Origin of the sequence: Cupriavidus sp. UGS-1 (assembly GCF_021213615.1) — a bacterium.
GTDB lineage: Bacteria > Pseudomonadota > Gammaproteobacteria > Burkholderiales > Burkholderiaceae > Cupriavidus.
On record NZ_JAJQJF010000005.1, the window covers coordinates 352,084 to 374,729 of the forward strand.

The 22,646-nt window shown below is 67.9% G+C and carries 23 protein-coding genes and 1 tRNA gene; 16 read left to right on the forward strand and 8 right to left on the reverse strand.

What is annotated here, in order from left to right; genetic code table 11:
* Window positions 1-77: 77 nt before the first annotated feature.
* Together LRR16_RS09985 and LRR16_RS09990 are read right to left on the reverse strand one after the other, a co-directional pair.
* Complete coding sequence (locus LRR16_RS09985; RefSeq protein ID WP_064573313.1) at window positions 78-1,277, reverse strand: ABC transporter substrate-binding protein; 1,200 nt, start codon at window positions 1,275-1,277, stop codon at window positions 78-80.
* A gap of 240 nt (window positions 1,278-1,517) precedes the next feature.
* A complete protein-coding gene (locus LRR16_RS09990; RefSeq protein ID WP_232205749.1) occupies window positions 1,518-3,179 on the reverse strand; it encodes a benzoate-CoA ligase family protein in 1,662 nt (553 codons plus the stop codon).
* A gap of 313 nt (window positions 3,180-3,492) precedes the next feature.
* Between LRR16_RS09990 and LRR16_RS09995 the strand changes: the two genes are divergently transcribed.
* The 4 genes from LRR16_RS09995 to LRR16_RS10010 all read left to right on the forward strand — a co-directional run bounded on the left by LRR16_RS09995 (window position 3,493) and on the right by LRR16_RS10010 (window position 5,919).
* On the forward strand, window positions 3,493-4,422 hold the full coding sequence (locus tag LRR16_RS09995) for a helix-turn-helix transcriptional regulator (protein ID WP_043439160.1): 930 nt from the start codon (window positions 3,493-3,495) through the stop codon (window positions 4,420-4,422).
* Window positions 4,423-4,650: 228 nt separating this feature from the next.
* Window positions 4,651-5,046, forward strand: a complete 396-nt coding sequence (locus LRR16_RS10000) for an antitoxin Xre/MbcA/ParS toxin-binding domain-containing protein (RefSeq protein ID WP_370639503.1) — start codon at window positions 4,651-4,653, stop codon at window positions 5,044-5,046.
* Complete coding sequence (locus LRR16_RS10005) at window positions 5,006-5,764, forward strand: RES family NAD+ phosphorylase (protein ID WP_023264174.1); 759 nt, start codon at window positions 5,006-5,008, stop codon at window positions 5,762-5,764. Before LRR16_RS10000 ends, LRR16_RS10005 begins: the two co-directional genes overlap by 41 nt.
* Before the next feature lie 78 nt (window positions 5,765-5,842).
* Window positions 5,843-5,919 (forward strand) — tRNA-Met (locus LRR16_RS10010).
* An 82-nt stretch (window positions 5,920-6,001) separates the two neighbouring features.
* Here the strand turns inward: LRR16_RS10010 and LRR16_RS10015 are convergent.
* Entirely contained in the window at window positions 6,002-6,436 is a 435-nt protein-coding gene (locus LRR16_RS10015) for a tautomerase family protein (protein WP_232205750.1), read from the reverse strand.
* Window positions 6,437-6,518: 82 nt separating this feature from the next.
* On the opposite strand from LRR16_RS10015, the gene LRR16_RS10020 reads away from it, so the two are divergent.
* The 9 genes from LRR16_RS10020 (at window position 6,519) to LRR16_RS10060 (ending at window position 15,151) form a co-directional block, all read left to right on the forward strand.
* Window positions 6,519-7,376 carry a LysR family transcriptional regulator gene (locus tag LRR16_RS10020; protein WP_232205751.1) on the forward strand — a complete coding sequence of 286 codons (858 nt, stop codon included), beginning with the start codon at window positions 6,519-6,521 and terminating at the stop codon, window positions 7,374-7,376.
* 87 nt (window positions 7,377-7,463) lie between these two features.
* Window positions 7,464-8,048 carry an NUDIX hydrolase gene (locus tag LRR16_RS10025; RefSeq protein WP_232205752.1) on the forward strand — a complete coding sequence of 195 codons (585 nt, stop codon included), beginning with the start codon at window positions 7,464-7,466 and terminating at the stop codon, window positions 8,046-8,048.
* Between the two features lie 89 nt (window positions 8,049-8,137).
* Complete coding sequence (aat, locus tag LRR16_RS10030) at window positions 8,138-8,887, forward strand: leucyl/phenylalanyl-tRNA--protein transferase (RefSeq protein ID WP_064573309.1); 750 nt, start codon at window positions 8,138-8,140, stop codon at window positions 8,885-8,887.
* A 46-nt stretch (window positions 8,888-8,933) separates the two neighbouring features.
* Complete coding sequence (locus LRR16_RS10035) at window positions 8,934-9,686, forward strand: arginyltransferase (RefSeq protein ID WP_006577461.1); 753 nt, start codon at window positions 8,934-8,936, stop codon at window positions 9,684-9,686.
* A gap of 194 nt (window positions 9,687-9,880) precedes the next feature.
* Window positions 9,881-10,915 carry a quinone-dependent dihydroorotate dehydrogenase gene (locus tag LRR16_RS10040; RefSeq protein ID WP_023264172.1) on the forward strand — a complete coding sequence of 345 codons (1,035 nt, stop codon included), beginning with the start codon at window positions 9,881-9,883 and terminating at the stop codon, window positions 10,913-10,915.
* Between the two features lie 87 nt (window positions 10,916-11,002).
* Window positions 11,003-12,061, forward strand: coding sequence for an aldo/keto reductase (locus tag LRR16_RS10045; protein WP_232205753.1), 1,059 nt, complete (start codon window positions 11,003-11,005; stop codon window positions 12,059-12,061).
* Between the two features lie 226 nt (window positions 12,062-12,287).
* Window positions 12,288-13,259 (forward strand): ABC transporter substrate-binding protein, encoded by a 972-nt coding sequence (locus LRR16_RS10050; RefSeq protein ID WP_232205754.1) that lies wholly within the window; start codon window positions 12,288-12,290, stop codon window positions 13,257-13,259.
* A gap of 199 nt (window positions 13,260-13,458) precedes the next feature.
* Window positions 13,459-14,355, forward strand: coding sequence for an ABC transporter permease (locus tag LRR16_RS10055; RefSeq protein ID WP_023263787.1), 897 nt, complete (start codon window positions 13,459-13,461; stop codon window positions 14,353-14,355).
* Between the two features lies 1 nt (window position 14,356).
* Complete coding sequence (locus LRR16_RS10060) at window positions 14,357-15,151, forward strand: ABC transporter ATP-binding protein (protein WP_006578408.1); 795 nt, start codon at window positions 14,357-14,359, stop codon at window positions 15,149-15,151.
* Window positions 15,152-15,334: 183 nt separating this feature from the next.
* Here LRR16_RS10060 and LRR16_RS10065 read toward each other — a convergent pair whose 3' ends face one another.
* The 3 genes from LRR16_RS10065 to LRR16_RS10075 all read right to left on the reverse strand — a co-directional run bounded on the left by LRR16_RS10065 (window position 15,335) and on the right by LRR16_RS10075 (window position 17,805).
* The gene (locus tag LRR16_RS10065; protein ID WP_023263785.1) at window positions 15,335-15,607 is read right to left on the reverse strand and encodes a hypothetical protein; all 273 of its coding nucleotides are present in this window, start codon (window positions 15,605-15,607) and stop codon (window positions 15,335-15,337) included.
* Window positions 15,604-17,016 (reverse strand): LutB/LldF family L-lactate oxidation iron-sulfur protein, encoded by a 1,413-nt coding sequence (locus tag LRR16_RS10070; RefSeq protein ID WP_023263784.1) that lies wholly within the window; start codon window positions 17,014-17,016, stop codon window positions 15,604-15,606. Before LRR16_RS10070 ends, LRR16_RS10065 begins: the two co-directional genes overlap by 4 nt.
* Before the next feature lie 63 nt (window positions 17,017-17,079).
* On the reverse strand, window positions 17,080-17,805 hold the full coding sequence (locus tag LRR16_RS10075; RefSeq protein ID WP_006578409.1) for a (Fe-S)-binding protein: 726 nt from the start codon (window positions 17,803-17,805) through the stop codon (window positions 17,080-17,082).
* 251 nt (window positions 17,806-18,056) lie between these two features.
* Here LRR16_RS10075 and LRR16_RS10080 point away from each other — a divergent pair, with 251 nt between their 5' ends.
* Window positions 18,057-18,842, forward strand: coding sequence for an IclR family transcriptional regulator (locus LRR16_RS10080; RefSeq protein WP_006578410.1), 786 nt, complete (start codon window positions 18,057-18,059; stop codon window positions 18,840-18,842).
* A 129-nt stretch (window positions 18,843-18,971) separates the two neighbouring features.
* Window positions 18,972-20,384 (forward strand): FAD-binding oxidoreductase, encoded by a 1,413-nt coding sequence (locus LRR16_RS10085; protein WP_232205755.1) that lies wholly within the window; start codon window positions 18,972-18,974, stop codon window positions 20,382-20,384.
* A 130-nt stretch (window positions 20,385-20,514) separates the two neighbouring features.
* Here the strand turns inward: LRR16_RS10085 and pbpG are convergent, their stop codons facing one another.
* The gene (pbpG, locus tag LRR16_RS10090) at window positions 20,515-21,525 is read right to left on the reverse strand and encodes a D-alanyl-D-alanine endopeptidase (RefSeq protein WP_231906249.1); all 1,011 of its coding nucleotides are present in this window, start codon (window positions 21,523-21,525) and stop codon (window positions 20,515-20,517) included.
* On the opposite strand from pbpG, the gene LRR16_RS24500 reads away from it, so the two are divergent.
* Entirely contained in the window at window positions 21,500-21,781 is a 282-nt protein-coding gene (locus LRR16_RS24500) for a hypothetical protein (RefSeq protein ID WP_232205756.1), read from the forward strand. The genes pbpG and LRR16_RS24500 overlap by 26 nt on opposite strands.
* A gap of 366 nt (window positions 21,782-22,147) precedes the next feature.
* Here LRR16_RS24500 and LRR16_RS10100 read toward each other — a convergent pair whose 3' ends face one another.
* Entirely contained in the window at window positions 22,148-22,594 is a 447-nt protein-coding gene (locus LRR16_RS10100; RefSeq protein ID WP_006578414.1) for a thioesterase family protein, read from the reverse strand.
* Window positions 22,595-22,646 lie beyond the last annotated feature (52 nt).

The following is a 22,646-nucleotide window of genomic DNA, read 5'->3' on the forward strand; positions in this document are numbered from 1 at the left end:
CCGCGGCCGGCAAGCGCCGGCATGCCGCGGCCGGTGACGCGCGCAAGGCGCAGGCGATGGGCGTTGGCGGCCTCGCGTTACAGGCGGCAGCCGCGCGCGGGATCGGCAAGCGCCTTGACCGCGATGCCGGCGACCTTGTTCTCGCGGCCCTCGACCTTGCGCAGATAGAAGTCCTGCACCGGGTTATGGGCACGCGACAGCGTGAAGGTGCCGCGCGGGCTGTCGATGCGCGCGGCGGCGATGGCCTTGTAGACGTCCGCCTTGCGGCTCATGTCGCCCTTGACGGCGGCGGCGCCGGCGGCCAGCATCTGCGCCGCGTCGTAGCCCTGCACCGCGTAGACATCGGGCTGCAGCTTGTAAGCCTTCGCGTAATTGAGCCGGAACTGCTTGTCGCGCGGATTCTGCAGGCCGTCGGCGTAGTGCAGCGTGGTCTCCAGGCCCTGCGCCGCGGTACCCTGCGCCTCGAGCGTGCCGTCGGTCAGGAAGCCCGATGCATAGAGCGGAATCTTGTCCTTCAGGCCCGCCGCGGCCCAGTCCTTGACGAACTTGACGGCGCCGCCGCCGGCGAAGAAGACGAATACCGCATCGGGCTTGAGCGAGGCGATCTCGGTGATCTGCGCCTGGAATTCGACGTTCGGGAAGGGCAGGCTCAGTTCCTTGACGATCTTGCCGCCCTTGGCCTCGAACGCCTCCTTGAAGCCGCGCACCGACTGCTCGCCCGCCGCGTACTTCCACGTCAGCGTGACGACCCGCTTCATGCCGCGTTCGGCCACCACCTGCCCCATCGCATAGCCTGGCTGCCAGTTCGAGAACGACGAGCGGAAGATATTGGGCCCGCACAGCGGACCGGTAGCCTCGTCGGCGCCCGCGTTCGGAATGATCAGCAGCGTGTTGCTTTCCTTGGCCACCTTGACGATGCCCATCTGCACGCCCGAGTGCACGGTGCCGATCACCACGTCGACCTGGTCGCGCTTGACCAGCTTGTTGGCATTCTCCGGCGCCTTGGCCGGATCCGATTCGTCGTCGACCTTGAAGAATTCGACCTCGCGCCCGCCCAGCCGGCCGCCCTGCTCCTGCACGTACATGCGGAAGCCGTTCTCGATCGCCGTGCCGAGCGCCGCATAGGTGCCGGTGTAGGGCAGCATGAAGCCGACCTTGATCTTGCCGGCGGCCGCCGATGGCGCGGGCTGCGCCGCGGCGGTGCCCGCCAGCGTCAGCGCCAGCGCGGCGGCGGCAACACAGGTCGGCGCCAGGCGGCGCGAGATGAAGCGATGCATGGATGTCTCCTCCTGGTGGTTCAAGCGGTTCGCTCGCTCGACGGTGCGGCGGCGCCGGCTGCCGAGGCGGTGCGGCGCCAAATTATTTTAGGTTTGAAGTTTTCGCCGTTATAAACCCCGCCATGGATGGCGTCAATGCAGTGGAACCCGGCGCCGGCCCTGCCTGGCTTGCCCCGGCCACCGGCTCGCGCCCGAGTGTAATGACGCGTGGGCCTCGGGGATATCGCGGCTTACCCTGTCTCATGACGTGGATGGCGAAGGGATGGCGCCCGCCGTGTCCGACGCGCCCGCCGCGTCCGACGCGGCATCGCGCGCCTGTTGCTCGCGCTGCCGCAGGCGGAAGCGCTGGATCTTGCCGGTGGCGGTCTTGGGCAACTCGGCCACGCATTCGATCCGGCGCGGGTACTTGTACGGCGCCAGGCTGCTCTTGACGAAGGCCTGCAGCTCGGCCTCCATGCCTTCGTGCCAGGCATGGCCCGGCCGCAGCACCACGTAGGCCTTGGGCTTGACCAGGCGATCGGCATCCTCGACGCCGATCACGGCGGCCTCCAGTACCGCCGGATGCCGCGCCAGCGCCGCCTCGACTTCGAACGGCGACACGTAGATGCCGCCGACCTTCAGCATGTCGTCGCTGCGCCCGGCATAGACGTAATAGCCGTCGGCATCGCACAGGTACTTGTCGCCGCTGCGGGTCCATTCGCCGACGAAAGTATCGCGGGTCTTGTCGCGATTGCCCCAGTACATCAGCGCGGCAGATGGGCCCTTGATAAACAGATCGCCGATCTCGCCCGCGGCGCAGGGCCGGCCGGCGTCGTCCAGCAGTTTCAGCTCGTAGCCGGGCACGGGCTTCCCTGTGGTGCCGTAGCGCACGTCGCCGGGACGATTCGACAGGAAGATATGCAGCATCTCGGTCGAGCCGATGCCGTCGAGGATGTCGCAGCCGAAATGGGCGCGGAACCGTTCGCCGATATCGCGCGGCAAGGCCTCGCCGGCGGAGGTGCAGACGCGCAGCGCGACCGCCTCGCGCGACGGCAGGTCAGGCGCGGCCAGCATGCCGGCGAACAGCGTCGGCACGCCGCAGAACACCGTCGGCCGCTGTTCGGTCAGGCGGCGGAATACCGCCTGCGGCGTCGGGCGCTCCGCCATCAGCACCGTGGTGGCGCCGACCGACAGCGGAAAGGTCAAGGCGTTGCCGAGCCCGTAGGCGAAGAACAGCTTGGCGGCGGAGAACACCACGTCGCCCTCGCCCAGGCCCAGCACCTGGCGGGCATACAGATCGGCGGTATGGAACAGGTTGCCGTGGGTATGGACGGTTCCCTTCGGCCGTCCGGTCGAACCGGACGAATAGAGCCAGAACGCCATGTGGTCGGGCCCCGTTGCGGCAGCGTGCGCGAGCGGCGTACCGCTACCCGCCAGGCCCGCCACGGTCGCCGCCGCCGGCTCCTCGCCTAGCGGTAGCTGCCCATCGGCGGGCAGCGGCGCCGCGACGATCCACAGCGGTTCGACCCCGGCGCGCTGCGCCGCCTCGCGCAAGGCCGGCAACAGCGGCGCGGAGACCACCACGGCGCGCGCGCCGCTGTGCTCCAGCATGTAGGCGTAGTCATCCACCGTCAGCAGCGTATTGACCGCCACCGGTACCACCCCGGCCAGCAGGGAGCCCAGAAACGCTACCGGAAAATCGATCGTGTCGAGCGCGCACAGCAGCAGCCGCTCCTCGGGCCGCACGCCGGCCGCCAGCAGCGCGCCGGCGAAGCCCCGGCTGCGCGCATCCAGCTCGGCAAAGGTCAGCGTGGCGGTGTCGTCGCGATAGGCCAGCTTGTCGCCCCGGCCGGCATCCAGATTGCGCGACAGCAGATCGGCGGCGGCGTTGTAACGCGCCGGCAAAGCGGTCGGGGACGTCATGTCTCACTCCTTGGGCGGCCCGAGGGCGGCCTCTTGTCGGCCGTTGGTGCGTGCGCCGGCGGCGGTTGTGGAGCGCTGATGTGGCGCTGATGTGTCGCTGATGTGGCGCTGGTCTGGCAGCTGTGTGGCGGCTTGGCTGCACCACCTTGTCGTTGTTGATGCATTTTATTGCACATCGACTAAGATGCAAGCTCAGGAATGCACTATATGGCAGTGAAACAGGCTCGGGGTCTACCCGGAGTTTGCGGTTCGTGTGCCCTATAATGCCGCACCCAGCGCCCGTCGCTGCCCTTCCATCGAACCCATGTCCGAGATGCGCCGCGCCACCGAAGCTACTGCGCCCTTGTCCGACGCCGAGCCACGCCAGCCCGGCGAGCGCGATCCGTATCTGACCCAGCTGGGCGAGCGCATCCGTTCGCTGCGCGCGGCCCGCGGCATGTCGCGCAAGGATCTGGCGCGCGGCGCCGGCGTCTCCGAGCGCTATCTCGCCAATCTGGAAACGGGTACCGGCAATGCCTCCGTGCTGCTGCTGCGCCAGGTGGCGGCCGCGCTCAACGTGCCGCTGCCGGTGGTGCTGGCCGAGGCCGATGGCGGCAACGGCGCGCGCGCCGCCGAGTTCGGCCAGCTGCTGCAATGGCTGGCGCAACTGCCGCCGGCCGATCTGGCGCGCGTGCGCGAGGCCTGCCGCAATGCGCTGGCGCCGTCGGCGCCGTTCGACGCCCGCCATCAGCGGATCGCGCTGATCGGCCTGCGCGGCGCCGGCAAATCGACGCTGGGCCGGGCATTGGCCGCCGCGCGCGAGCTGCCATTCGTCGAGCTGAACGGCGCGATCGAACAGGAGGCCGGCGCGACGCTGTCGGAAATCCATTCGCTGTACGGCCAGGCCGCCTACCGCCGCTACGAGCTGCGGGCACTGGAGCGCGTGCTGCGCGAACACGAGCGGCTGGTGCTGGCGACGCCGGGCAGCCTGGTGTCGGAGCCGGCCACCTTCAATCTGCTGCTGGCCAACTGCTACACGGTCTGGGTCAAGACCTCGCCCGAGGAGCACATGGCGCGCGTGGTCGCGCAGGGCGATATGCGGCCGATGCAGGGCAACAGCGAGGCCATGGCCGATCTGCGCCGCATCCTGCAGGCGCGCACCCCGCTCTACTCGCGGGCCGACGCCATCATCGACACCAGCGGCCAGAGTCTCGACGCCTCGCTGCAGGCGCTGCAGACGGTGCTGCAGGACGCCGGCGCCTGATTCCTGGCCGCTCCGGCCGTGCGAGGCCTTCCCCGGCCGGGGTCGCGCTCTATTTCATCGCCGGTGGCGACCCTGCCGGCAAGTCGTTTCGGCCTGTCCCGGGCAGCCCGGGAACGGCTTGCGAACGCCGGCGGTCGAACCGGCGTGCGCAAGGAATCCCCGCAAACGTGGTTTTCCTGCTTCCCTTGCGAAACAAGTGGCCTATAATGTTTCCAAGGAAACAGGAGCATGGCGATGCAGACCAAGCAACTTCGGCAGCAGCTTCCCGCCGGCGCCCCGGATGCCGGGGCGACCCTGACCAAGGCCGTGATGCGCGCGGCCGGCTTCCTCGGAATCAGCCAGGCCGTGGTCGCCAGCGTGCTCGGCATCAGCACGGCCTCCGTCTCGCGCATGGCTTCCGGCCATTACGTACTGGACAACCACCGCAAGGAATGGGAGTTCGGCGTGCTGTTCGTGCGGCTGTTCCGCTCCCTCGACGCCATCCTCGGACATGGCGACCAGGCCCGGCTGTGGCTGGCCAATGACAACCTCGCGCTGGGCGGCAAGCCGCTCGAACTGATCCGCACTACCGAAGGCCTCGTTCGTGTCGTTCACTACCTGGACGCCACCCGCGGTCGCATCTGAGCGCAAGCCGTTTGCGCTCACGTTGTGGCGGGCGGTGGAAGCCCAGCATGTGGTTTCCACGATGCCGCTGGTCGACAGCCTCGAAGAGCAGGCTGTGCTGGAAGCCGTGCTCGATGCCGGCAAGCCGGCAGTCCCCTCCTACGCCCGCCATCTTCACTATCTGCTGTTCACGCCGTTCCGCTATCCGCCGTCGCCGTGGGGCTCGCGCTTTCGCGCGGCCCACGATCCCGGCGTGTTCTATGGCGCGGACGAGATCCGCACCGCCTGCGCGGAACTGGGCTACTGGCGCTGGCGCTTCCTGCGCGACAGCCCCGCGCTGCCGCGCATCGATGCGCGCGCGCAGACCTTGTTCCAGGTCGGCGTGCGTACCGAAGGCGTTGCGCTGGACGAGGCGCCGTTCGCACGCGACGCCGCGCAATGGCAGGACCCGGTGCACTACGACGGCTGCCAGGCCTTTGCCCGTGTCGCGCGCGAGGCCGGACTCGGGCTGATCCGCTACCGCTCGGTGCGCGATCCCGGTCAGGGCCACTGCGCCGCAGTGCTGACGCCGCTGGCCTTCTCCGCGCCGGCGCCGCTGGTCACGACCACCTGGATGCTGACGGTGCGGCCCGACCGCGTGATCTGGCAACGGGACGATCTGCTGCAACGCGAGAATTTCGAGTTCGAGGCGGCGATGTGGGAACGCCCGAACGGCAATGCGGCGCCCGTGACCGCTTGAAATGCGGCACGCGATACTTCGGTCAAAGCTGCTGTTGCATTGCGAAAGCGTTTGCCATATAATCACTTCTTCGACGGACGCGGGGTGGAGCAGTCTGGCAGCTCGTCGGGCTCATAACCCGAAGGTCGCAGGTTCAAATCCTGCCCCCGCAACCAACCGATCGAAGCCGGCGACAGCGTCGCAAGAATCCACCGCCCCCGAGGCGGTTTTTTTACGCCCTTCGCTTGCCCCTCCCCCTCAAGGTCCTGCCCCCTCGGGCACGTTACCGCCGGCGCCCTTGCCGCAAGCGGCTCCGGCGTAATGCGCGAGCCCGTGGCCCAATGACCAGTTCTCCTTCGCCACCTCGACCAGGCTGACGAACACATCCTCCGGTCGGATACCGGGGCGATCGCCGAGCAAGTCGGCGGTGCGCCGGAACAGCGCCTTCTTCTGCTCCAACGTGCGCGTGTTGTTGGCCGTGATCTGGATGAAGACCAGGTCGTCGCTGCGCGCGACGCCGAGACAGGACGCGCCATAGCGAAAGTTCGCCGGCTCATGCTCGGTGATGGTCATGAATTGATCGTCTTCGGGCACATTGAACGTTTCCCGCAGTGCGCGATAGACGCTATCGAAGATGGCCTGGCGATACGCGTCCGGCTTTCCGGCACGCATCGCGATATGGACGAGCGGCATGGCGGCTCCCTGGTGGTTTCGTGCTGCCATCCTATTTATTTCGCTATGCTATGGACAGTTATTTCATCGATAAGAGATTGAAATGAAGAGCCGGCCTCTGGATCTCGATGCCGTCCAGGCCTTTGTCCGCATCGCCGAGCTTGGCAGCTTCACGCTGGCCGCCGAAGCGATGCAAACCACGCAGGCCGCGGTCAGCCTGAAACTGAAACGGCTGGAAGACAGGCTGGGCTTCCGGCTGATCGAGCGCACGCCCCGCTACGTCGAGCTTTCCGCGAGCGGAGCGGCGTTTCTGGAACACGCCCGCGAACTGCTGGAAGCGCACGATCGCGCGTTGTCTGTTCTGGCCGGCGGGCGCCAGCGGCTGACCATCGGCATCAGCGACCATGTCGCCGGCCCCGAGCTGCCCACGCTGATCGCCCGCATGAATGCCCAGGATCCGGAGTTGCTGATCGAGATCCGCATCGGTTCGTCGGGCGAACTGCTGCAGAGCTTCGACCGCCGCGAACTCGATACGGTGATCGTCCGGCTGCATGCGGGTCGCAGCGACGGGCAATTGCTGGCCGAAGAGAAATTCGGCTGGTTCGCCGCACCGGGCTGGCAGCATCGGGCAGACGAGCCGCTGCCGCTTGCCACGCTGGCCGAGCCGTGCGGCGTGCGCGCGATGGCGGCGCAGTGCCTCGATGCGGCAGCCGTGCCCTGGCAGGAGATCTTTGTCGGCGGCGGCGTCGCGGCCGTGGCCGCGGCGGTGATGGCGGGGCTGGGCGTGGCAGCGCTGGCGCCGCGCATGCTTCCGTTCGGCGCGCTCGAGGTAGGCGCCCGCCTGGGTTTGCCCGAGTTGCCGCGTTTGCCGATCGTGCTGCATTCGCGCGTCAGGGACGGCCGGCCGCGGGATGCGCTGGCCGCGCTCGGTGCCGCGTTCCGCAGCGCGGTGCGCGGCTAGGCTGCCTGTGCGGCGCCGTCGTTCGGGATCGCCCTGACGCCCCCGGGCCCGGTGATAAACTGCGCCCATTCCTCCCGGACCGAATCCATGAAATTCTGCTCGAACTGCGGCCATGCGGTCGTGCTGCGCATTCCCGATGGCGACAACCGGCCGCGCCATCTCTGCGATCAATGCGGCGCCATCCATTACGTCAATCCGCGCAATGTGGTCGGCACGGTTCCGGTCTGGGAAGACAAGATCCTGCTGTGCAAGCGCGCGATCGAGCCCCGCTACGGATTCTGGACGCTGCCGGCGGGCTTCATGGAGATCGGCGAGACCACCGCGCAGGCCGCCGCACGCGAGACGCTGGAGGAAGCCGGCGCCCGCGTGCAGATCGGCGAGCTGTTCTCGATGCTGAACGTGCCGCACGTGCATCAGGTCCATCTGTTCTATCTGGCCAGGCTGGAAGATCTCGATATCGCGCCGGGCGAGGAAAGCCTCGAGGTCAAGCTGGTCGACGAGGCCGACGTGCCCTGGGACGAGCTGGCCTTCCCCACGGTGATCCACACGCTGCGCTGCTTCTTCGCCGACCGCGCCGCCGGCCGCATCGCCGACGGCAGCTTCCGGCTGCATACGCTCGATATCGACAAGCCGATGCGCCCGCTGTCGGCGCGCGCGACGGTGGAGCCCTGAACGCAGGGCACGCCGCCACGGCCCGCCATGCCCACCAAGGCCGCCCCCTCCCGGTTCAACCGCTGGTTCGCCCCCGCCTCCGCCCGCGCATGATCGCCTGGCTCGACCCGCACGATCCGTTTCCCCCGGTCGATGCCGCGCTGGGCCCCGACTCCGAAGCCCCCGGCCTGCTGGCCGCCAGCCGCGACCTGACCCCGCAGCGCCTGCTGCTGGCCTACCGCCATGGCATCTTTCCCTGGTATGCGCAGGGCCAGCCGGTGCTGTGGTGGAGCACCGATCCGCGCATGGTGCTCGACCCGGCTGCGCTGCGGGTCTCGTTGAGCCTGCGCAAGACGCTCAAGCGCGTGCTGCGCGAAAACGACTGGCAGATCCGCGTGGACGACGATTTCGCATCGGTGATGCGCGCCTGCGCCGAGACCCCGCGCGCGGGCCAGCACGGCACCTGGATCACGCCGGAGATCGTCGAGGCCTATGGCGCGCTGCACGCGCGCGGCATGGCCCATTCGGTCGAGACCTGGTACCGCGGCGAGCGCGTCGGCGGCCTGTACGGCGTGGCGCTCGGCCGCATGTTCTACGGCGAGTCGATGTTCGCGCGCCGCACGGACGCGTCGAAGATCGCCCTGGCGGCGCTGTGCGGCTTCCTCGCCGGCCACGGGGTGACGATGATAGACTGCCAGCAGGAAACCGAGCACCTCGCCTCGCTGGGCGCGCGGCCGATTCCGCGCAGCGAGTTCGTCGCGCATCTGCGCACGGCGACCGCGCAGCCGCAGATCGTGCCCTGGCGGTTCGACAAGACGGTGCTCGAATGGTGGACACGGGCGCGCGACGCTGAACGCTAGCGCCTCGCGCTCCGACCGCGGCAGCACCCGACGGCAGCACCCGATCATGAGCAAGCTCAAGGAATTGCCCCTTTCCGCGCTGCAGTTCTATGCAACGGCGCCCTACGCTTGCAGCTATCTCGAAGGCCGCATGGCCCGCTCGCAGGTGGCCACCCCCGCGCACCTGATCAATGCCGACGTCTATTCCCGCCTGGTCCGCGCCGGCTTCCGGCGCAGCGGCGTCTTCACCTATCGCCCCTATTGCGACGATTGCCATGCCTGCACGCCGTGCCGGCTGGCGGTCGACCAGTTCGAGCCGGACCGCAGCCAGCGCCGCGCCTGGCAGCGCCACCGCCATCTGCAGGCGCTGGTCGCGCCGCTGACCTACGTCGAGGAACACTACGCGCTGTATCTGCGCTACCAGTCGATGCGCCATGCCGGCGGTGGCATGGACCAGGACAGCCGCGACCAGTACGAACAGTTCCTGCTGCAGAGCCGCGTCAATTCGCGGCTGGTCGAATTCCGTGATCCGGCAGACGCCGCCGAGCCGGGCAAGCTGCGGATGGTCAGCATGATCGACGTGCTCGACGACGGCCTGTCGTCGGTCTACACGTTCTACGATCCGCTGCAGCCCAAGACCAGCTACGGCACCTACAACATCCTGTGGCAGATCGAGCAGACCCGCGAATTGGGCCTGCCTCACCTTTATCTCGGCTACTGGATCGCCAACAGCCGCAAGATGGCCTACAAGGCGCGCTTCCAGCCGCTGCAGGTGCTGGTCGGCAACCAGTGGCGGCCGTTCGAGGCCGACGCCGCCTGAACGCGCACGCCCCCGCGCCGGCCTGGCGCTGGCGGACTGCCGGCGTCCCAAGCGCCGCTGCCGTTACAATATCGCCCTGACCGCGCCGCGATCCGCCCGCGGTGCATTCCGGTACTGCCCGCCGCTCTCCGACAGGTCGCCCGGTACCGGTTCCCTGCCCCGATTCTCTGTCCTTCCCTGCCCCGATTTCCGCCGTGCTCAACGCGCTCTATCCCCTGTTTCGTCCCGCCCTGTTCTCGATGGACGCCGAGGACGCTCACCATCTGACTCTCGACAATCTGCGCCGCGCGCAGCGCCTTGGACTGGCCGGCTGCCTCGGCAACCGCATCGACGACGATCCGCGCACCGTGATGGGCGTGCGCTTCCCGAATCCGGTCGGACTCGCTGCCGGTCTCGACAAGGACGGCGCCTATATCGACGGCCTGGCCGCGTTCGGCTTCGGCTTCATCGAGGTCGGCACGGTGACGCCGCGCCCGCAACCGGGCAATCCGCGCCCGCGCATGTTCCGGCTGCCGAAGGCCGAGGCGCTGATCAACCGGATGGGCTTCAACAACGGCGGCGTCGACGCCTTCGTCGCGAACGTCAACGCGTCGCGCTGGAAGGCCGAAGGCGGCGTGCTGGGACTGAACATCGGCAAGAACGCCGACACGCCGATCGAGCGCGCGGTCGACGACTATCTGTACTGCCTGGAGCGCGTCTATCCGCATGCGAGCTACGTGACCGTCAACATCTCGTCGCCCAATACCAAGAACCTGCGCCAGCTGCAGGGCGCGAGCGAGCTCGACGGCCTGCTGTCCGCGCTGAAGACCGCGCAGCAGCGGCTGGCCGACCAGCACCGGCGCTACGTGCCGCTGGCGCTGAAGATCGCGCCCGATCTCGACGCCGACCAGATCGGCAATATCGGCGACGCGCTGGTCCGCCATCGCATCGACGGCGTGATCGCCACCAACACGACGATCTCGCGCGAGGCCGTCAAGGGCCTGCCGCACGCCGAGGAAGCCGGCGGCCTGTCGGGCCGCCCGGTGTTCGATGCGTCGACCGCGGTGGTGCGCGCGCTGCGCGCGGTGGTCGGCGACGCGCTGCCGATCGTCGGCGTCGGCGGCATCTTCGACGGCGCGCAAGCGCGCGCCAAGATCGACGCGGGCGCGCAGCTGGTGCAGCTCTACACCGGGCTGATCTACCGCGGCCCGGCGCTGGTCAAGGAATGCGCGGCCGCGCTGCGCGCTTGATGTCCGCTCGATGCGCGCCTGACGCGGGCTTGCCGGCCCGCTGATGCGCCCGTCCCTTTCGTCCCGCCCCATTCAAAGGAATACCGCATGGAAACGATCCGACTAGGCCAGAGCGATTTGCAGGTCTCGCGCATCTGCCTCGGCACGATGACCTTCGGCGAACAGAACACCGAGGCCGAAGGCCACCAGCAGCTCGACTATGCGTTCTCGCGCGGCATCAACTTCATCGATACCGCGGAGATGTACCCGGTCAAGCCGCGCGCCGAGACCTATGGCCGCACCGAGCAGATCGTCGGCAGCTGGCTCAAGCGCCAGCCGCGCGACCGCATCGTGCTGGCCACCAAGGTCGCCGGCCCGGCGCGCATGCCGTGGATCCGCAACGGCGGCGACCTGACGCCGCACAGCATTCGCGCCGCCGTCGACGAGTCGCTGAAGCGCCTGCAGACCGACTACATCGACCTGTACCAGATCCACTGGCCCGCCCGTAACGCGCCGATCTTCGGCCAGAAGCAGTTCGATCCGTCGCGCGAGCGCGCCTGCACCAGCATCGCCGCGCAGCTCGATGCGATGGCCCAGCTGGTGCGCACCGGCAAGATCCGCTACGTCGGCGTGTCGAACGAAACGCCGTGGGGCATCGCCGAATTCGTCAAGCAGGCGGAGCTGCACGGGCTGCCGCGCATCGCCACGGTGCAGAACCCCTACAACCTGGTCAATCGCAGCTTCGAGCAGGGCCTGGACGAAGCCTGCTACCGCACCGGCGTCAGCCTGCTGGTCTACAGCCCGCTGGCGTTCGGCCAGCTGACCGGCAAATACCTGAAGGCCAACACCGCGCAGCCCACCTTCGACGCCTCGGCGCAGGGCCGGCTGACGCGCTTCCCGGCCGACTGGAGCCCGCGCTATCTGCGCCCGGAGACGCTGGCGGCCAGCGCGCGCTACGTCGAGCTGGCACGCGCGCATGGCCTGTCGCCGGCCACGCTGGCGCTGGCCTGGTGCTATTCGCGCTGGTTCGCGCACAGCACGATCATCGGTGCGACCACGCTGGCGCAGCTGCAGGAAAACATCGATGCCTGGGGCGTGCGGCTGCCGGATGAGGTGCTGGCCGGCATCGAGCGGATCCACGCCGAGATTCACAATCCGGCGCAATAACACGTCCAGTGAATCGGCCCGGAAACCCGACCTCGGTGGGGGTTCCACACCGCGCCGCAACAAGGCACCGCGGGCCGGGGAAGTGGTATCCTCGCGGGCTTGACGCCGCCCCGCGGCAGGTGCGCGAACCGCGCGCGCCGGCCGGCGATCCACTGGAACCACCGAGGCACAGGGGCGGCCGACCCGAACGAAACCCACAACCAAATATTCGAGGGGAGATTCGACCATGACCATGCTGAAAACTTCGACCAAGACCCTGCTGGCCGGCGCCGTTGCGCTGGCCCTGCTGCACGGCGGCGCGGTGAACGCGCAGACCGTCAAGGTGCTCTCGATCGTCGATCACCCCGCGCTGGACGCGATCCGCGACGGCGTGCGCGCAGAACTGAAGACGGCCGGCTACGACGCCGACAAGAACCTGAAGTGGGAATACCAGAGCGCGCAGGGCAATACCGGCACCGCCGCGCAGATCGCCCGCAAGTTCGTCGGCGACCAGCCGAACGCGATCGTCGCGATCGCGACGCCGGCCGCGCAGGCCGTGGTCGCCTCGACCAAGACCGTGCCGGTCGTCTACTCGGGCGTCACCGATCCGGTCGCGGCACAACTGGTCAAGGGCTGGCAGGCCAGCGGCACCAACGTGACCGGCGTGTCCGACAAGCTGCCGCTGGACAAGCAGGTCGCGCTGATCAAGCGCGTGGTGCCCAAGGCCAAGACCGTCGGCATGGTCTACAACCCGGGCGAGGCCAACTCGGTCGTGGTGGTCAAGGAACTGAAGACGCTGCTGGCCAAGGAAGGCCTGACGCTGAAGGAAGCCGCCGCGCCGCGTACCGTCGATATCGGTCCGGCGGCCAAGAGCCTGGTCGGCAAGGTCGACGTGATCTACACGAATACCGACAACAACGTGGTGTCGGCCTACGAGGCGCTGGTCAAGGTCGCCAACGAATCGAAGGTGCCGCTGGTGGCCGCCGATACCGACAGCGTCAAGCGCGGTGCGATCGCGGCGCTGGGCATCAACTACGGCGACCTGGGCGTGCAGACCGGCAAGATCGTGGTGCGCATCCTGAAGGGCGAGAAGCCGGGCGCGATCCCGTCCGAGACCAGCGACAAGCTGGAGCTGTTCGTCAACACGACGGCCGCCGAGAAGCAAGGCGTGACGCTGTCGCAGGACCTGATCAAGGAAGCCAAGCAGGTCATCAAGTAATGACGCCATGACGACCCGCCGCCCGGCTGCCGGCACGCCGCGCAGCGGGCGGCTGGCCGGCGCCACGCCCTACCCGGCCACGCGCCGACGCCGCTGGTTGCAGCCTGCGGCCCGCCCAGGCGCTTGATCCGCCGGCGGCAGCCGCGCCAGTCAGCACGCCCGGCCACCGGCGGGCGCGCATACCGCAACAGGATTCACCATGTCCCTCTTCTCCCTTCTGGGCGCGCTGGAGATCGGCCTGATCTTCAGCCTCGTCGCCCTCGGGGTGCTGATCTCCTTCCGCATCCTCAATTTCCCCGATCTGACCGTCGATGGCAGCTTTCCGCTGGGCGGAGCCGTCGCGGCCACGCTGATCGCCATGGGCCAGGACCCGTTCCTCGCCACGGCGCTGGCCATCGTCGCCGGCGCGATCGCCGGCCTGATCACCGGCTGGCTCAATGTCCGGCTCAAGATCATGGACCTGCTGGCGTCGATCCTGATGATGATCGCGCTGTACTCGATCAATCTGCGGATCATGGGCCGGCCCAACGTGCCGCTGATCACCGAGCCGACGATGTTCACGGTGCTGCAGCCGGAATGGCTGCCCGACTTCATGCTGCGCCCGCTGGTGCTGGTGGTCATCGTGATCGTCGCCAAGCTCGGCCTGGACTGGTTCTTCTCGTCGCAGCTCGGGCTGGCGATGCGGGCCACCGGCGCCAATCCGCGCATGGCGCGCGCGCAGGGCATCGCCACCGGCCGCGCCACGCTGGCCGGCATGGCGCTGTCGAACGCGCTGGTCGCACTGGCCGGCGCGCTGTTCGCGCAGACTCAGGGCGGCTCCGACATCTCGATGGGCATCGGCACGATCGTGATCGGCCTGGCCGCGGTGATCATCGGCGAGACGATCCTGCCGGCCCGCCGGCTGATTCTGACGACGCTGGCCGTGGTGCTCGGCGCGATCCTCTACCGCTTCTTCATCGCGCTGGCGCTGAACAGCGATTTCATCGGCCTGAAGGCACAGGACCTGAACCTGGTCACCGCGCTGCTGGTGACGGTCGCGCTGGTGCTGCCGGCCACGCGCAAGAAGCTGTTCGGCCGCAAGGCGAATGGAGGCTGACATGCTGCGCGCACAAGACCTGAAGCTGACCTTCAATCCCGGCACGCCGATCGAGACGCGCGCGCTGCGCGGGCTGAGCCTGGAGATTCCGTCGGGCCAGTTCGTCGCCGTGATCGGCTCGAACGGCGCCGGCAAGTCGACCTTCCTGAACGCCATCAGCGGCGACCAGATGGTCGATGCCGGCACCATCACGATCGACGGCAACGACGTCACGCGCAAGCCCGCCTGGGACCGCGCGCCGCTGGTCGCCCGCGTGTTCCAGGACCCGATGGCCGGCACCTGCGAGGCGCTGACGATCGAGGAAAACATGGCGCTGGCGATGGCGCGCGGCTCGCGCCGGGGTTTTCGGCCGGCGCTGAACCGTTCGTCGCGCGAGCTGTTCCGCGACAAGCTGCGGCTGCTGAACCTGGGGCTGGAAAACCGGCTGACCGACCGCATCGGCCTGCTGTCCGGCGGCCAGCGCCAGGCGGTCAGCCTGCTGATGGCATCGCTGCAGCCCTCGCGCATCCTGCTGCTCGACGAGCATACCGCCGCGCTGGACCCGAAGACCGCGGCCTTCGTGCTCGAGCTGACCGCCCGCATCGTCGAGGAAAACAAGCTGACCACGATGATGGTGACCCACAGCATGCGGCAGGCGCTGGACTACGGCCAGCGCACCGTGATGCTGCACCAGGGCCAGGTGGTGCTCGACGTGTCGGGCGACGAACGCAAGGGCCTGGACGTGCCGGACCTGCTGCGCATGTTCGAGCGCAGCCGGCACGAGCAGCTGGACGACGACGCGCTGCTGCTGGGCTGATTTCGCCCCTGCGGCGCGACCAACGTCATTCCCGCGCATGCGGGAATCCAGCGGCTTTAGAAGTCACTGGGTCCCCGCATGCGCGGGGACGACACTGTGGGTTGGCAAAACGAAACCCCGGCCTTGGCCGGGGTTTTTTTGTTGCCGCGTGGATGGAAACTCAGGGGCTCAGGGGCTCAGCACTCAGGCCGTCGCCGCCTTCGCGAGCCAGCGCTCCAGCTGGTCCGTCACCGCGGAGCTGGAAAACGAGCAGCTGTCCTGGGCAAACACCGCCGACATCTCGAGGCGGCGCAGCAGTTCCTCCATCGCCTGGCCGAATACCGGCGGCAGCGTCAGTGCCGGCGCCTGTTCGCGCCACACGCGCACGAGCGCGTCGGCGGGCAACGTACCGGCACGATGGCGGTCCAGCGCTTCTCGCATCGCGCGCAAGGGCGCCTGGTTGGCGGGATCGCTCATGCCTTCGCCCTCCTTTCCTTGTAGAGATCGCGGAAGGTGCGGCCGGTGGGCGCCGGCATGTCGCGCGTATCGGTCCAGCCGCGGCCGCCCAGCGGCAGCTTGGCGATGCGTCCGTCGTTGCGGCCCATGCGCGACAGCACGCTGGCTCCCAGTCGCGTGGCCAGCGCATAGAGCCCCGGCCGCTTGGCGACATAGCCCCAGGCGCGCAGCGCCCAGCGTTCCTGCCACGGCCGCATGCCGCGCTCCATCTGCTTCTCGCGCAGCTTGCGCAGCAGGTCCGACAGCGGGATCGAGGCCGGGCAGACGCGGTTGCACTCGCCGCACAGCGTGGCCGCCTGCGGCAGGTCGATCGCGTTGCCCAGGCCGACATAGCTGGGCGTCAGCACGCTGCCCATCGGCCCAGGATAGACCCAGCCATAGGCATGACCGCCGATCTTCTGGTAGACCGGGCAGTGGTTCATGCAGGCGCCGCAACGGATGCAGCGCAGCATCTCCTGGAAGTCGCCGCCGATCAGGCCGGTGCGGCCGCCATCGACCAGCACGAAGTACATGTGCTCGGGGCCGTCCTGCTCGCCGGGCGCGCGCGGGCCGGTCAGCAGCGAGAAATAGTTCGAAATCGCCTGGCCGGTCGCCGAGCGCGGCAGCAGCCGCATCACGGTGGCCAGGTCCTCCAGCGTCGGCAGCACCTTCTCGATGCCGGTGACGGCGACATGCACGCGCGGCATCACCGTACACATGCCCTCGTTGCCCTCGTTGGTCACCACCGCGACCGAGCCCGTTTCCGCGATCAGGAAGTTGCCGCCGGTCACGCCCATATCGGCCGACAGGAACTCCGGGCGCAGCACCTCGCGCGCTTCCCGCGTCATGTCGGGAATCTCGGTCAGCCGCGGCTTCTGGTGGACCTTGGCGAACAGGTCGGCGATCTCGTCCTTGTCCTTGTGCACCACCGGCGCAATGATGTGCGACGGCGGCTCGGCGTCGTTGATCTGCAGGATGTATTCGCCGAGATCGGTCTCGATGCTCTGCACGCCGAGCTCGCCGAGCACCTCGTTCAGCCGCATCTCCTCGGTCACCATCGACTTGCTCTTGATGACCTTGCGCACGCCGTGACGCTGCGCGATCTCGCCGACCAGCCTTGCCGCGTCGGCGGTCGTCTCGGCAAACAGCACCGTGGCGCCGCGGCGCGTGGCGTTCTCCTCGAAGGTCGCCAGCCAGACGTCCAGATTGGCGAGCGCACGGTCGCGGCGCTCCTTCAGCGCCTCCCGCGTGGCGGCGAAGTCGATGTCCTCGATCGCGGCCGCGCGCGCGGTGACGAACTTGGTCGACAGCTTCTTCAGGTTCTGCTGCAGGCGCTGGTCGGCCAGCTTCTGGCCGGCGCGCGCCTTGAATTCCATGCTGTGCACTTGCATGCGTGGTGGCCTCTTGCGTGGTGCGCGATCGATGCGGGAATGCCGGGATCGGGGATGCGGCGATCAGGCGTCGCCGGCCAGGACCTGCGCGATATGCAGCACGCGGGTGCGCGTATCGCCGGTCCTGCGCAGCCGGCCTTCGATGTTGAGGATGCAGCCCAGGTCGCCGAGCACCACCGCCTCGGCGCCGCTGGCCGCGATATTGGCGCACTTCTCGTCGACGATGGCGGTCGAGATATTGCCGTACTTGACCGCGAACGTACCGCCGAAACCGCAGCAGGCCTCGCAGTCCTTCATCTCGGTCAGCTGCACGCCGGGCAGCTTGCCGAGCAAGGCGCGCGGCTGCTGCTTGACGCCGAGTTCGCGCAGCCCGGAGCACGAGTCGTGGTAGGTCACGTGGCCGGCGAAATTGCTGTCCAGCGAGTCGATGCGGGCGACATTGGCCAGGAAGTCGGTCAGCTCGTAGACCCGCGTGCGCAGGCGCTCGTAGCGGCCGTTCAGTTCGGGATCGTTGCGCAGCAGGTCGCCGTAGTGATGCAGGATCATGCCGCCGCAGGAGCCCGACGGCACCACCACGTAGTCGAACATCTCGAACTCGCGCAGGAATTTCTCGGCCAGGTCGCGCGAGGCGGCGCGCTCGCCGGAGTTATAGGCCGGCTGGCCGCAGCAGGTCTGGGCCTCGGGGACCATGACCTCGTAGCCGGCCTTCTCCAGCAGCTTGAGTACCGAAAAGCCGATCTCCGGCCGCATCAGGTCCACCAGACAGGTGACGAACAGACCGACTCGCATGGGGATTCCTACCTTTTTCCAGACCCAAAACCTCGCAATTATGCGCTTCTGCGCAGCGGTTCCGCCACTGCGGCGCGCCGCCACCGGCGCTTTTGTCGGCCGCCACCGTCCTTCCGGGGCCTTTTGGCGCCCCATTCTGGGGCGCATTGATGTGCAGAATGCCCGACTATGACATTTCACGTATTGAAATTTTCACGATGCGAGATAGAATCAGGCAGTCGCTTAATTTGCCGCATGGCAACAATTTCCCCATGGCTGAAGCAGAAAAGGAACCCGGCAAGACGTCGATCCAGGTGATCGAGCGGATGATGACGCTGCTCGATGCGCTCGCGCGGCATGCCGATCCGGTCAGTCTGAAGGAACTCTCCCAGGCTACCGGTCTGCATCCCTCGACGGCGCACCGCATCCTCAACGACATGGTCGCGTGCCGCTTCGTCGACCGCTCCGATCCGGGCAGCTACCGGCTCGGCATGCGGCTGCTGGAACTGGGCAATCTGGTCAAGGCCCGGCTGTCGGTACGCGAGGCGGCGCTGGCACCGATGCGCGCGCTGCACCGCGTCACCGGCCAGACCGTCAACCTGTCGGTGCGCCAGGGCGACGAGATCGTCTATATCGAACGCGCCTACAGCGAGCGCTCCGGCATGCAGGTGGTGCGCGCCATCGGCGGCCGCGCCCCGCTGCACCTGACCTCGGTCGGCAAGCTGTTCCTCGCCGCGGACGAGGTCGCACGGGTGCGCAACTACGCCACCCGCACCGGCCTGGCCGGACATACCCGTACTTCGATCACCGACCTGTCGAAGCTGGAGCGTGAGCTGAACTGGGTCCGCACCAACGGCTATGCGCGCGACAACGAGGAGCTCGAACTCGGCGTGCGCTGCATCGCGGCGGGCATCTACGACGACTCGCGCCGGCTGGTCGCCGGCCTGTCGCTGTCGGCCCCGGCGGATCGCCTGCAGGACAGCTGGCTGCAGAACCTGAAGGAAACGGCGTTGCAGATTTCGCGCGGCATGGGCTATACCGCCGATAGCGACGTGTAGCGACGTGTAGGGGCGCGTGCAGGGGCGCGTGTAGGGGCGCGCAGTCTTCCGCCGCCCCGCACGCCACGCCCCGGAGCGCGACGCCACGCGCCGCGCCCTTCCCGATTTCGACAGACAGCACACGACGAGATGCAAGACTCCGGTTTTCTGCCGCGCCTGCTCGAGGCGCTGGGACCCGATGTGGTGACCACCGATGCGCAGGCGATCGCGCCCTGGCTCAGCGACTGGCGCGGAATCTACCGGGGCGATGCCCAGGCCGTGGTCCGGCCCCGCAATACCGACGAAGTCGCGCGCTGCCTGGCGCTGTGCCAGCAGTGGCGCGTGCCGGTGGTGCCGCGCGGCGGCAATACCGGCCTGTGCGGCGGCGCGACGCCCGACGATCGCCCCGCCAACGTGGTGCTGAGCCTGGACCGGATGAACGCGATCCGCTCGGTCGATACCATCGCCAACACGATGGTCGCCGAGGCCGGCTGCATTCTCGGCAATCTGCGCCGCGCCGCCCATGACGCGGACCGCCAGTTGCCGCTGTCGCTGGCCGCCGAGGACTCGTGCCAGATCGGCGGCAACCTCGCCACCAATGCCGGCGGCGTCAACGTGGTCCGCTACGGCATGGCGCGCGAGCTGGTGCTCGGACTGGAAGCGGTGCTGCCGGACGGCGAGGTCTTCCACGGACTACGCACGCTGCGCAAGGACAACACCGGCTACGACCTGAAGCAACTGCTGATCGGGTCCGAAGGCACGCTGGGCGTCATCACAGCGGTCGCGCTGCGGCTCCTGCCGCGCACCGATCAACGCGCCGTGGTGCTGGCCGCGGTGGAGTCGCCGCAGCAGGCGCTGCAGCTGTTCTCGCTGCTGTACTCGCGTTGCGGCGCACGGCTTCAGGCCTTCGAATTCTTCACCGGCCCCTGCCTGGATCTGGTGCTGACGCATGCGGAAGGCGTGCAGGAGCCCTTCGCCGACCGCCATCCGGCCTATGTGCTGGTCGAACTGGCCGACACCACCGACGAGGCGGGACTGAATTCGCTGCTCGAAGCGACCATCGGCGACGCGCTGGAACAGGGCCTGTGCCTCGACGCCGCGGTATCGGCGTCGCTGAGCCAGGTCCACGCGATGTGGAAGCTGCGCGAGGAAATCTCCGAAGCCCAGCGCGCCGACGGCCCGCATCTGAAGCACGACATCTCGCTGCCGATCGAATCGATCCCGGTGTTCATGGCGCGGATGGAGGCACGGCTGCAGCGGCTCGACGCCGCGATCCGCCCCTTCGTGTTCGGCCACTTCGGCGACGGCAACCTGCACTACAACCTGTCGCGCCCGGCCGGCGCACCGAAGGACTGGGCGACGACCCACGGCGAGGCCGTCACGGCCGAGGTATTGGACGAGGTGATGCGCCATGGCGGCAGCATCAGCGCGGAGCACGGCATCGGCCAGCTCAAGCGCGAGTATTTCCACCGCTACAAGGATCCGCTCGAGCTGCGGCTGATGGTCGGCATCAAGCGGCTGCTCGATCCGGCGGGGATCATGAATCCGGGCAAGCTGCTGTGATCGGCTGAACCAAGCCGGTTGCTTGACCGCCTGGCCGGCCCTGAAACGACGACGCGCCCTCGAGGGGCGCGTCTTTCGTTGCGGGACGGGCTTGCGTCCTGCGGTTCGGTCCAGCTCAGCTCAGGCCAGCTCAGATGCCGCGAGCCTGCTGCGACGTCAGCACGTAATGCGGCGAGTTGGCCGGACCTTGCGTCAGGTTCGGCGTGCTCGGGAAGCGGTTCGGCGCCGACGGCGGCGAATGCTCTAGCCAGTCGCGCACGCGGTTGGCATCGGCAAAGCGCGTCAGGTTGCCGGACGAGTCCAGGAACACCATCACCACATCGCGGCCGCCGACGCGTGCCTGCATCACCAGGCAGCGCCCCGCTTCCGAGATGAAGCCGGTCTTCTGCAGGCCGATGTCCCAGTTGCCGCCGCGCACCAGGCGATTGGTGCTGACGTAGTGCTGGGTGCGGCCAAGCACGTTGACCTCATGCTCGGTCTGCGTCGAGAACGCGCGGATGGTCGGATTGCGATAGGCCGCCTTGACCAGCCGGGCCAGGTCCAGCGCCGACGAGACATTGCTGCTCGACAGCCCGCTCGAATCGACGAAGTGGGAGTCGTTCATGCCCAGTTCGCGGGCCTTGCGGTTCATCGCCTGCACGAAGGCCGGCAGCCCGCCCGGATAGTGGCGGCCGAGCGCCGAGGCGGCGCGGTTTTCCGACGACATCAGGGCCAGCAGCATCAGTTCCTGCCGGGTCAGCTGCGTGCCGAAGCGCAGACGCGAGCTGCTGTGCTTCTCGGTGTCGCGGTCCTCTTCGGTGATGGTCAGCACCTCGTCCATCGGCAGGCGTGCGTCCATCACCACCAGCGCGGTCATCAGCTTGGTGATCGACGCGATCGGCAGCACCGCGGCCGCGTTCTTCTGGAACAGCACTTCGTTGGTGTTCTGGTCCATCACCAAGGCGACGCTGGAGCGCAGCGACAGCGCATCGTCGGTATCGCGCAGTCCGAGCGCCTCGCCCAGCGACGGGCGCGACGGCGGCGTATAGGCGGCGCGCACCGGGGCGGCCTGGCGCTGGACCAGAATGACCTTGCGCTTGCCATTCTTCGAAACGATGACCTTGCGGCTGCCGGTCTTGGCCACCGTCGAGCGCTTCGACACGCTGCTGGCCTTGGCGGACTTGGTGGATTTCGACGATTTAGCCGAGGATTTTTGGAGTTTGACGACCTTTTCGGTCTTTTTAGCGGATTTAGACGACTTACTCGCCGCCTCCGCCATGGGCGCGGCAATCAGCGCCGCCGACACCAGCATGGTCGCTGCCACCGAGGGCAGAGGCAGGGTGCCGAGAAATCTCAGGAATGGGAGGTCGAACCGGGACATGATTCTCGGGCGCGCATCGGGAATGGCGCCAGTGTAGAAAAAAAAGAATTTGTTAGCAAGATTAATGACTTACACAGCGGACTTAAAGCTTCGATTACAGACATTTCCGTAATGCGAAAAATAAGACGCTTGCAGCACATGAAAATCTGCATGACGCGGCCTCCCGGCCCGGCAATCTTCCGCCCTGCGCACGCGCATGCCTTACTAACGTCAGTTCTGGCGAGAAATTGAGTGGCCGGCGCAAAGTCGGCCGCGTCATCTGGATCAGCAACGCGCGGAACCGCGTTCCGGTTCACATCCGCACCGCAACATTCGCCGCGCGGCGCGCCGGCTGCCCTGCCCCCGATACCGGGCGCCAGGGACAGGCCGGTACGGCACCTGCGCGCGCTCACGTTCACGCTCCCTACCGATCCACAGCCGCCACCAGCAGCGGCTCGAGTGCCTTGCGCAACGGCTCAGGCAAGGCGACCGGGCGGCGCGTCTGGCGGTCGACGTAGACATGCACGAAGTGCCCCTGCGCGGCGGCGCTGTCATCGCCCTCGCGAAACAGCCCCACCTCGTAGCGCACACTGCTGTTGCCGAGCCGCGCGACGCGCAGACCCGCGATCACCGTTTCGGGAAAGCTCAGCGAGGCGAAGTAGTTGCACTGCGTCTCGATGACCAGCCCGATGGTGTCCCCTGCCTCGATGTCGAGCACGCCGCGCTCGATCAGGTAGCGATTCACCACGGTGTCGAAATAACTGTAGTAGACAACGTTGTTGACGTGGCCATAAACATCGTTGTCCATCCAGCGCGTCGTGATCGGCAGGAAGTGGCGATAGCAGTCGCGGGTCTGGGCTTGCGGCTTCATGGCGGGGAAAGAGCAATAACGGTGGGCGGAAGGAGGGTTGCGCGCGGGCCGG

Coding starts and splice junctions, on each gene's coding strand:
- LRR16_RS09985 (WP_064573313.1), bottom strand. CDS start 1,277: ATGCATCGCTTCATCTCGCGCCGCCTGGCGCCGACCTGTGTTGCCGCC.
- LRR16_RS09990 (WP_232205749.1), bottom strand. CDS start 3,179: ATGACGTCCCCGACCGCTTTGCCGGCGCGTTACAACGCCGCCGCCGAT.
- LRR16_RS09995 (WP_043439160.1), top strand. CDS start 3,493: ATGCGCCGCGCCACCGAAGCTACTGCGCCCTTGTCCGACGCCGAGCCA.
- LRR16_RS10000 (WP_370639503.1), top strand. CDS start 4,651: ATGGCGATGCAGACCAAGCAACTTCGGCAGCAGCTTCCCGCCGGCGCC.
- LRR16_RS10015 (WP_232205750.1), bottom strand. CDS start 6,436: ATGCCGCTCGTCCATATCGCGATGCGTGCCGGAAAGCCGGACGCGTAT.
- LRR16_RS10020 (WP_232205751.1), top strand. CDS start 6,519: ATGAAGAGCCGGCCTCTGGATCTCGATGCCGTCCAGGCCTTTGTCCGC.
- LRR16_RS10025 (WP_232205752.1), top strand. CDS start 7,464: ATGAAATTCTGCTCGAACTGCGGCCATGCGGTCGTGCTGCGCATTCCC.
- aat (WP_064573309.1), top strand. CDS start 8,138: ATGATCGCCTGGCTCGACCCGCACGATCCGTTTCCCCCGGTCGATGCC.
- LRR16_RS10035 (WP_006577461.1), top strand. CDS start 8,934: ATGAGCAAGCTCAAGGAATTGCCCCTTTCCGCGCTGCAGTTCTATGCA.
- LRR16_RS10045 (WP_232205753.1), top strand. CDS start 11,003: ATGGAAACGATCCGACTAGGCCAGAGCGATTTGCAGGTCTCGCGCATC.
- LRR16_RS10050 (WP_232205754.1), top strand. CDS start 12,288: ATGACCATGCTGAAAACTTCGACCAAGACCCTGCTGGCCGGCGCCGTT.
- LRR16_RS10055 (WP_023263787.1), top strand. CDS start 13,459: ATGTCCCTCTTCTCCCTTCTGGGCGCGCTGGAGATCGGCCTGATCTTC.
- LRR16_RS10060 (WP_006578408.1), top strand. CDS start 14,357: ATGCTGCGCGCACAAGACCTGAAGCTGACCTTCAATCCCGGCACGCCG.
- LRR16_RS10065 (WP_023263785.1), bottom strand. CDS start 15,607: ATGAGCGATCCCGCCAACCAGGCGCCCTTGCGCGCGATGCGAGAAGCG.
- LRR16_RS10070 (WP_023263784.1), bottom strand. CDS start 17,016: ATGCAAGTGCACAGCATGGAATTCAAGGCGCGCGCCGGCCAGAAGCTG.
- LRR16_RS10075 (WP_006578409.1), bottom strand. CDS start 17,805: ATGCGAGTCGGTCTGTTCGTCACCTGTCTGGTGGACCTGATGCGGCCG.
- LRR16_RS10080 (WP_006578410.1), top strand. CDS start 18,057: ATGGCTGAAGCAGAAAAGGAACCCGGCAAGACGTCGATCCAGGTGATC.
- LRR16_RS10085 (WP_232205755.1), top strand. CDS start 18,972: ATGCAAGACTCCGGTTTTCTGCCGCGCCTGCTCGAGGCGCTGGGACCC.
- LRR16_RS10100 (WP_006578414.1), bottom strand. CDS start 22,594: ATGAAGCCGCAAGCCCAGACCCGCGACTGCTATCGCCACTTCCTGCCG.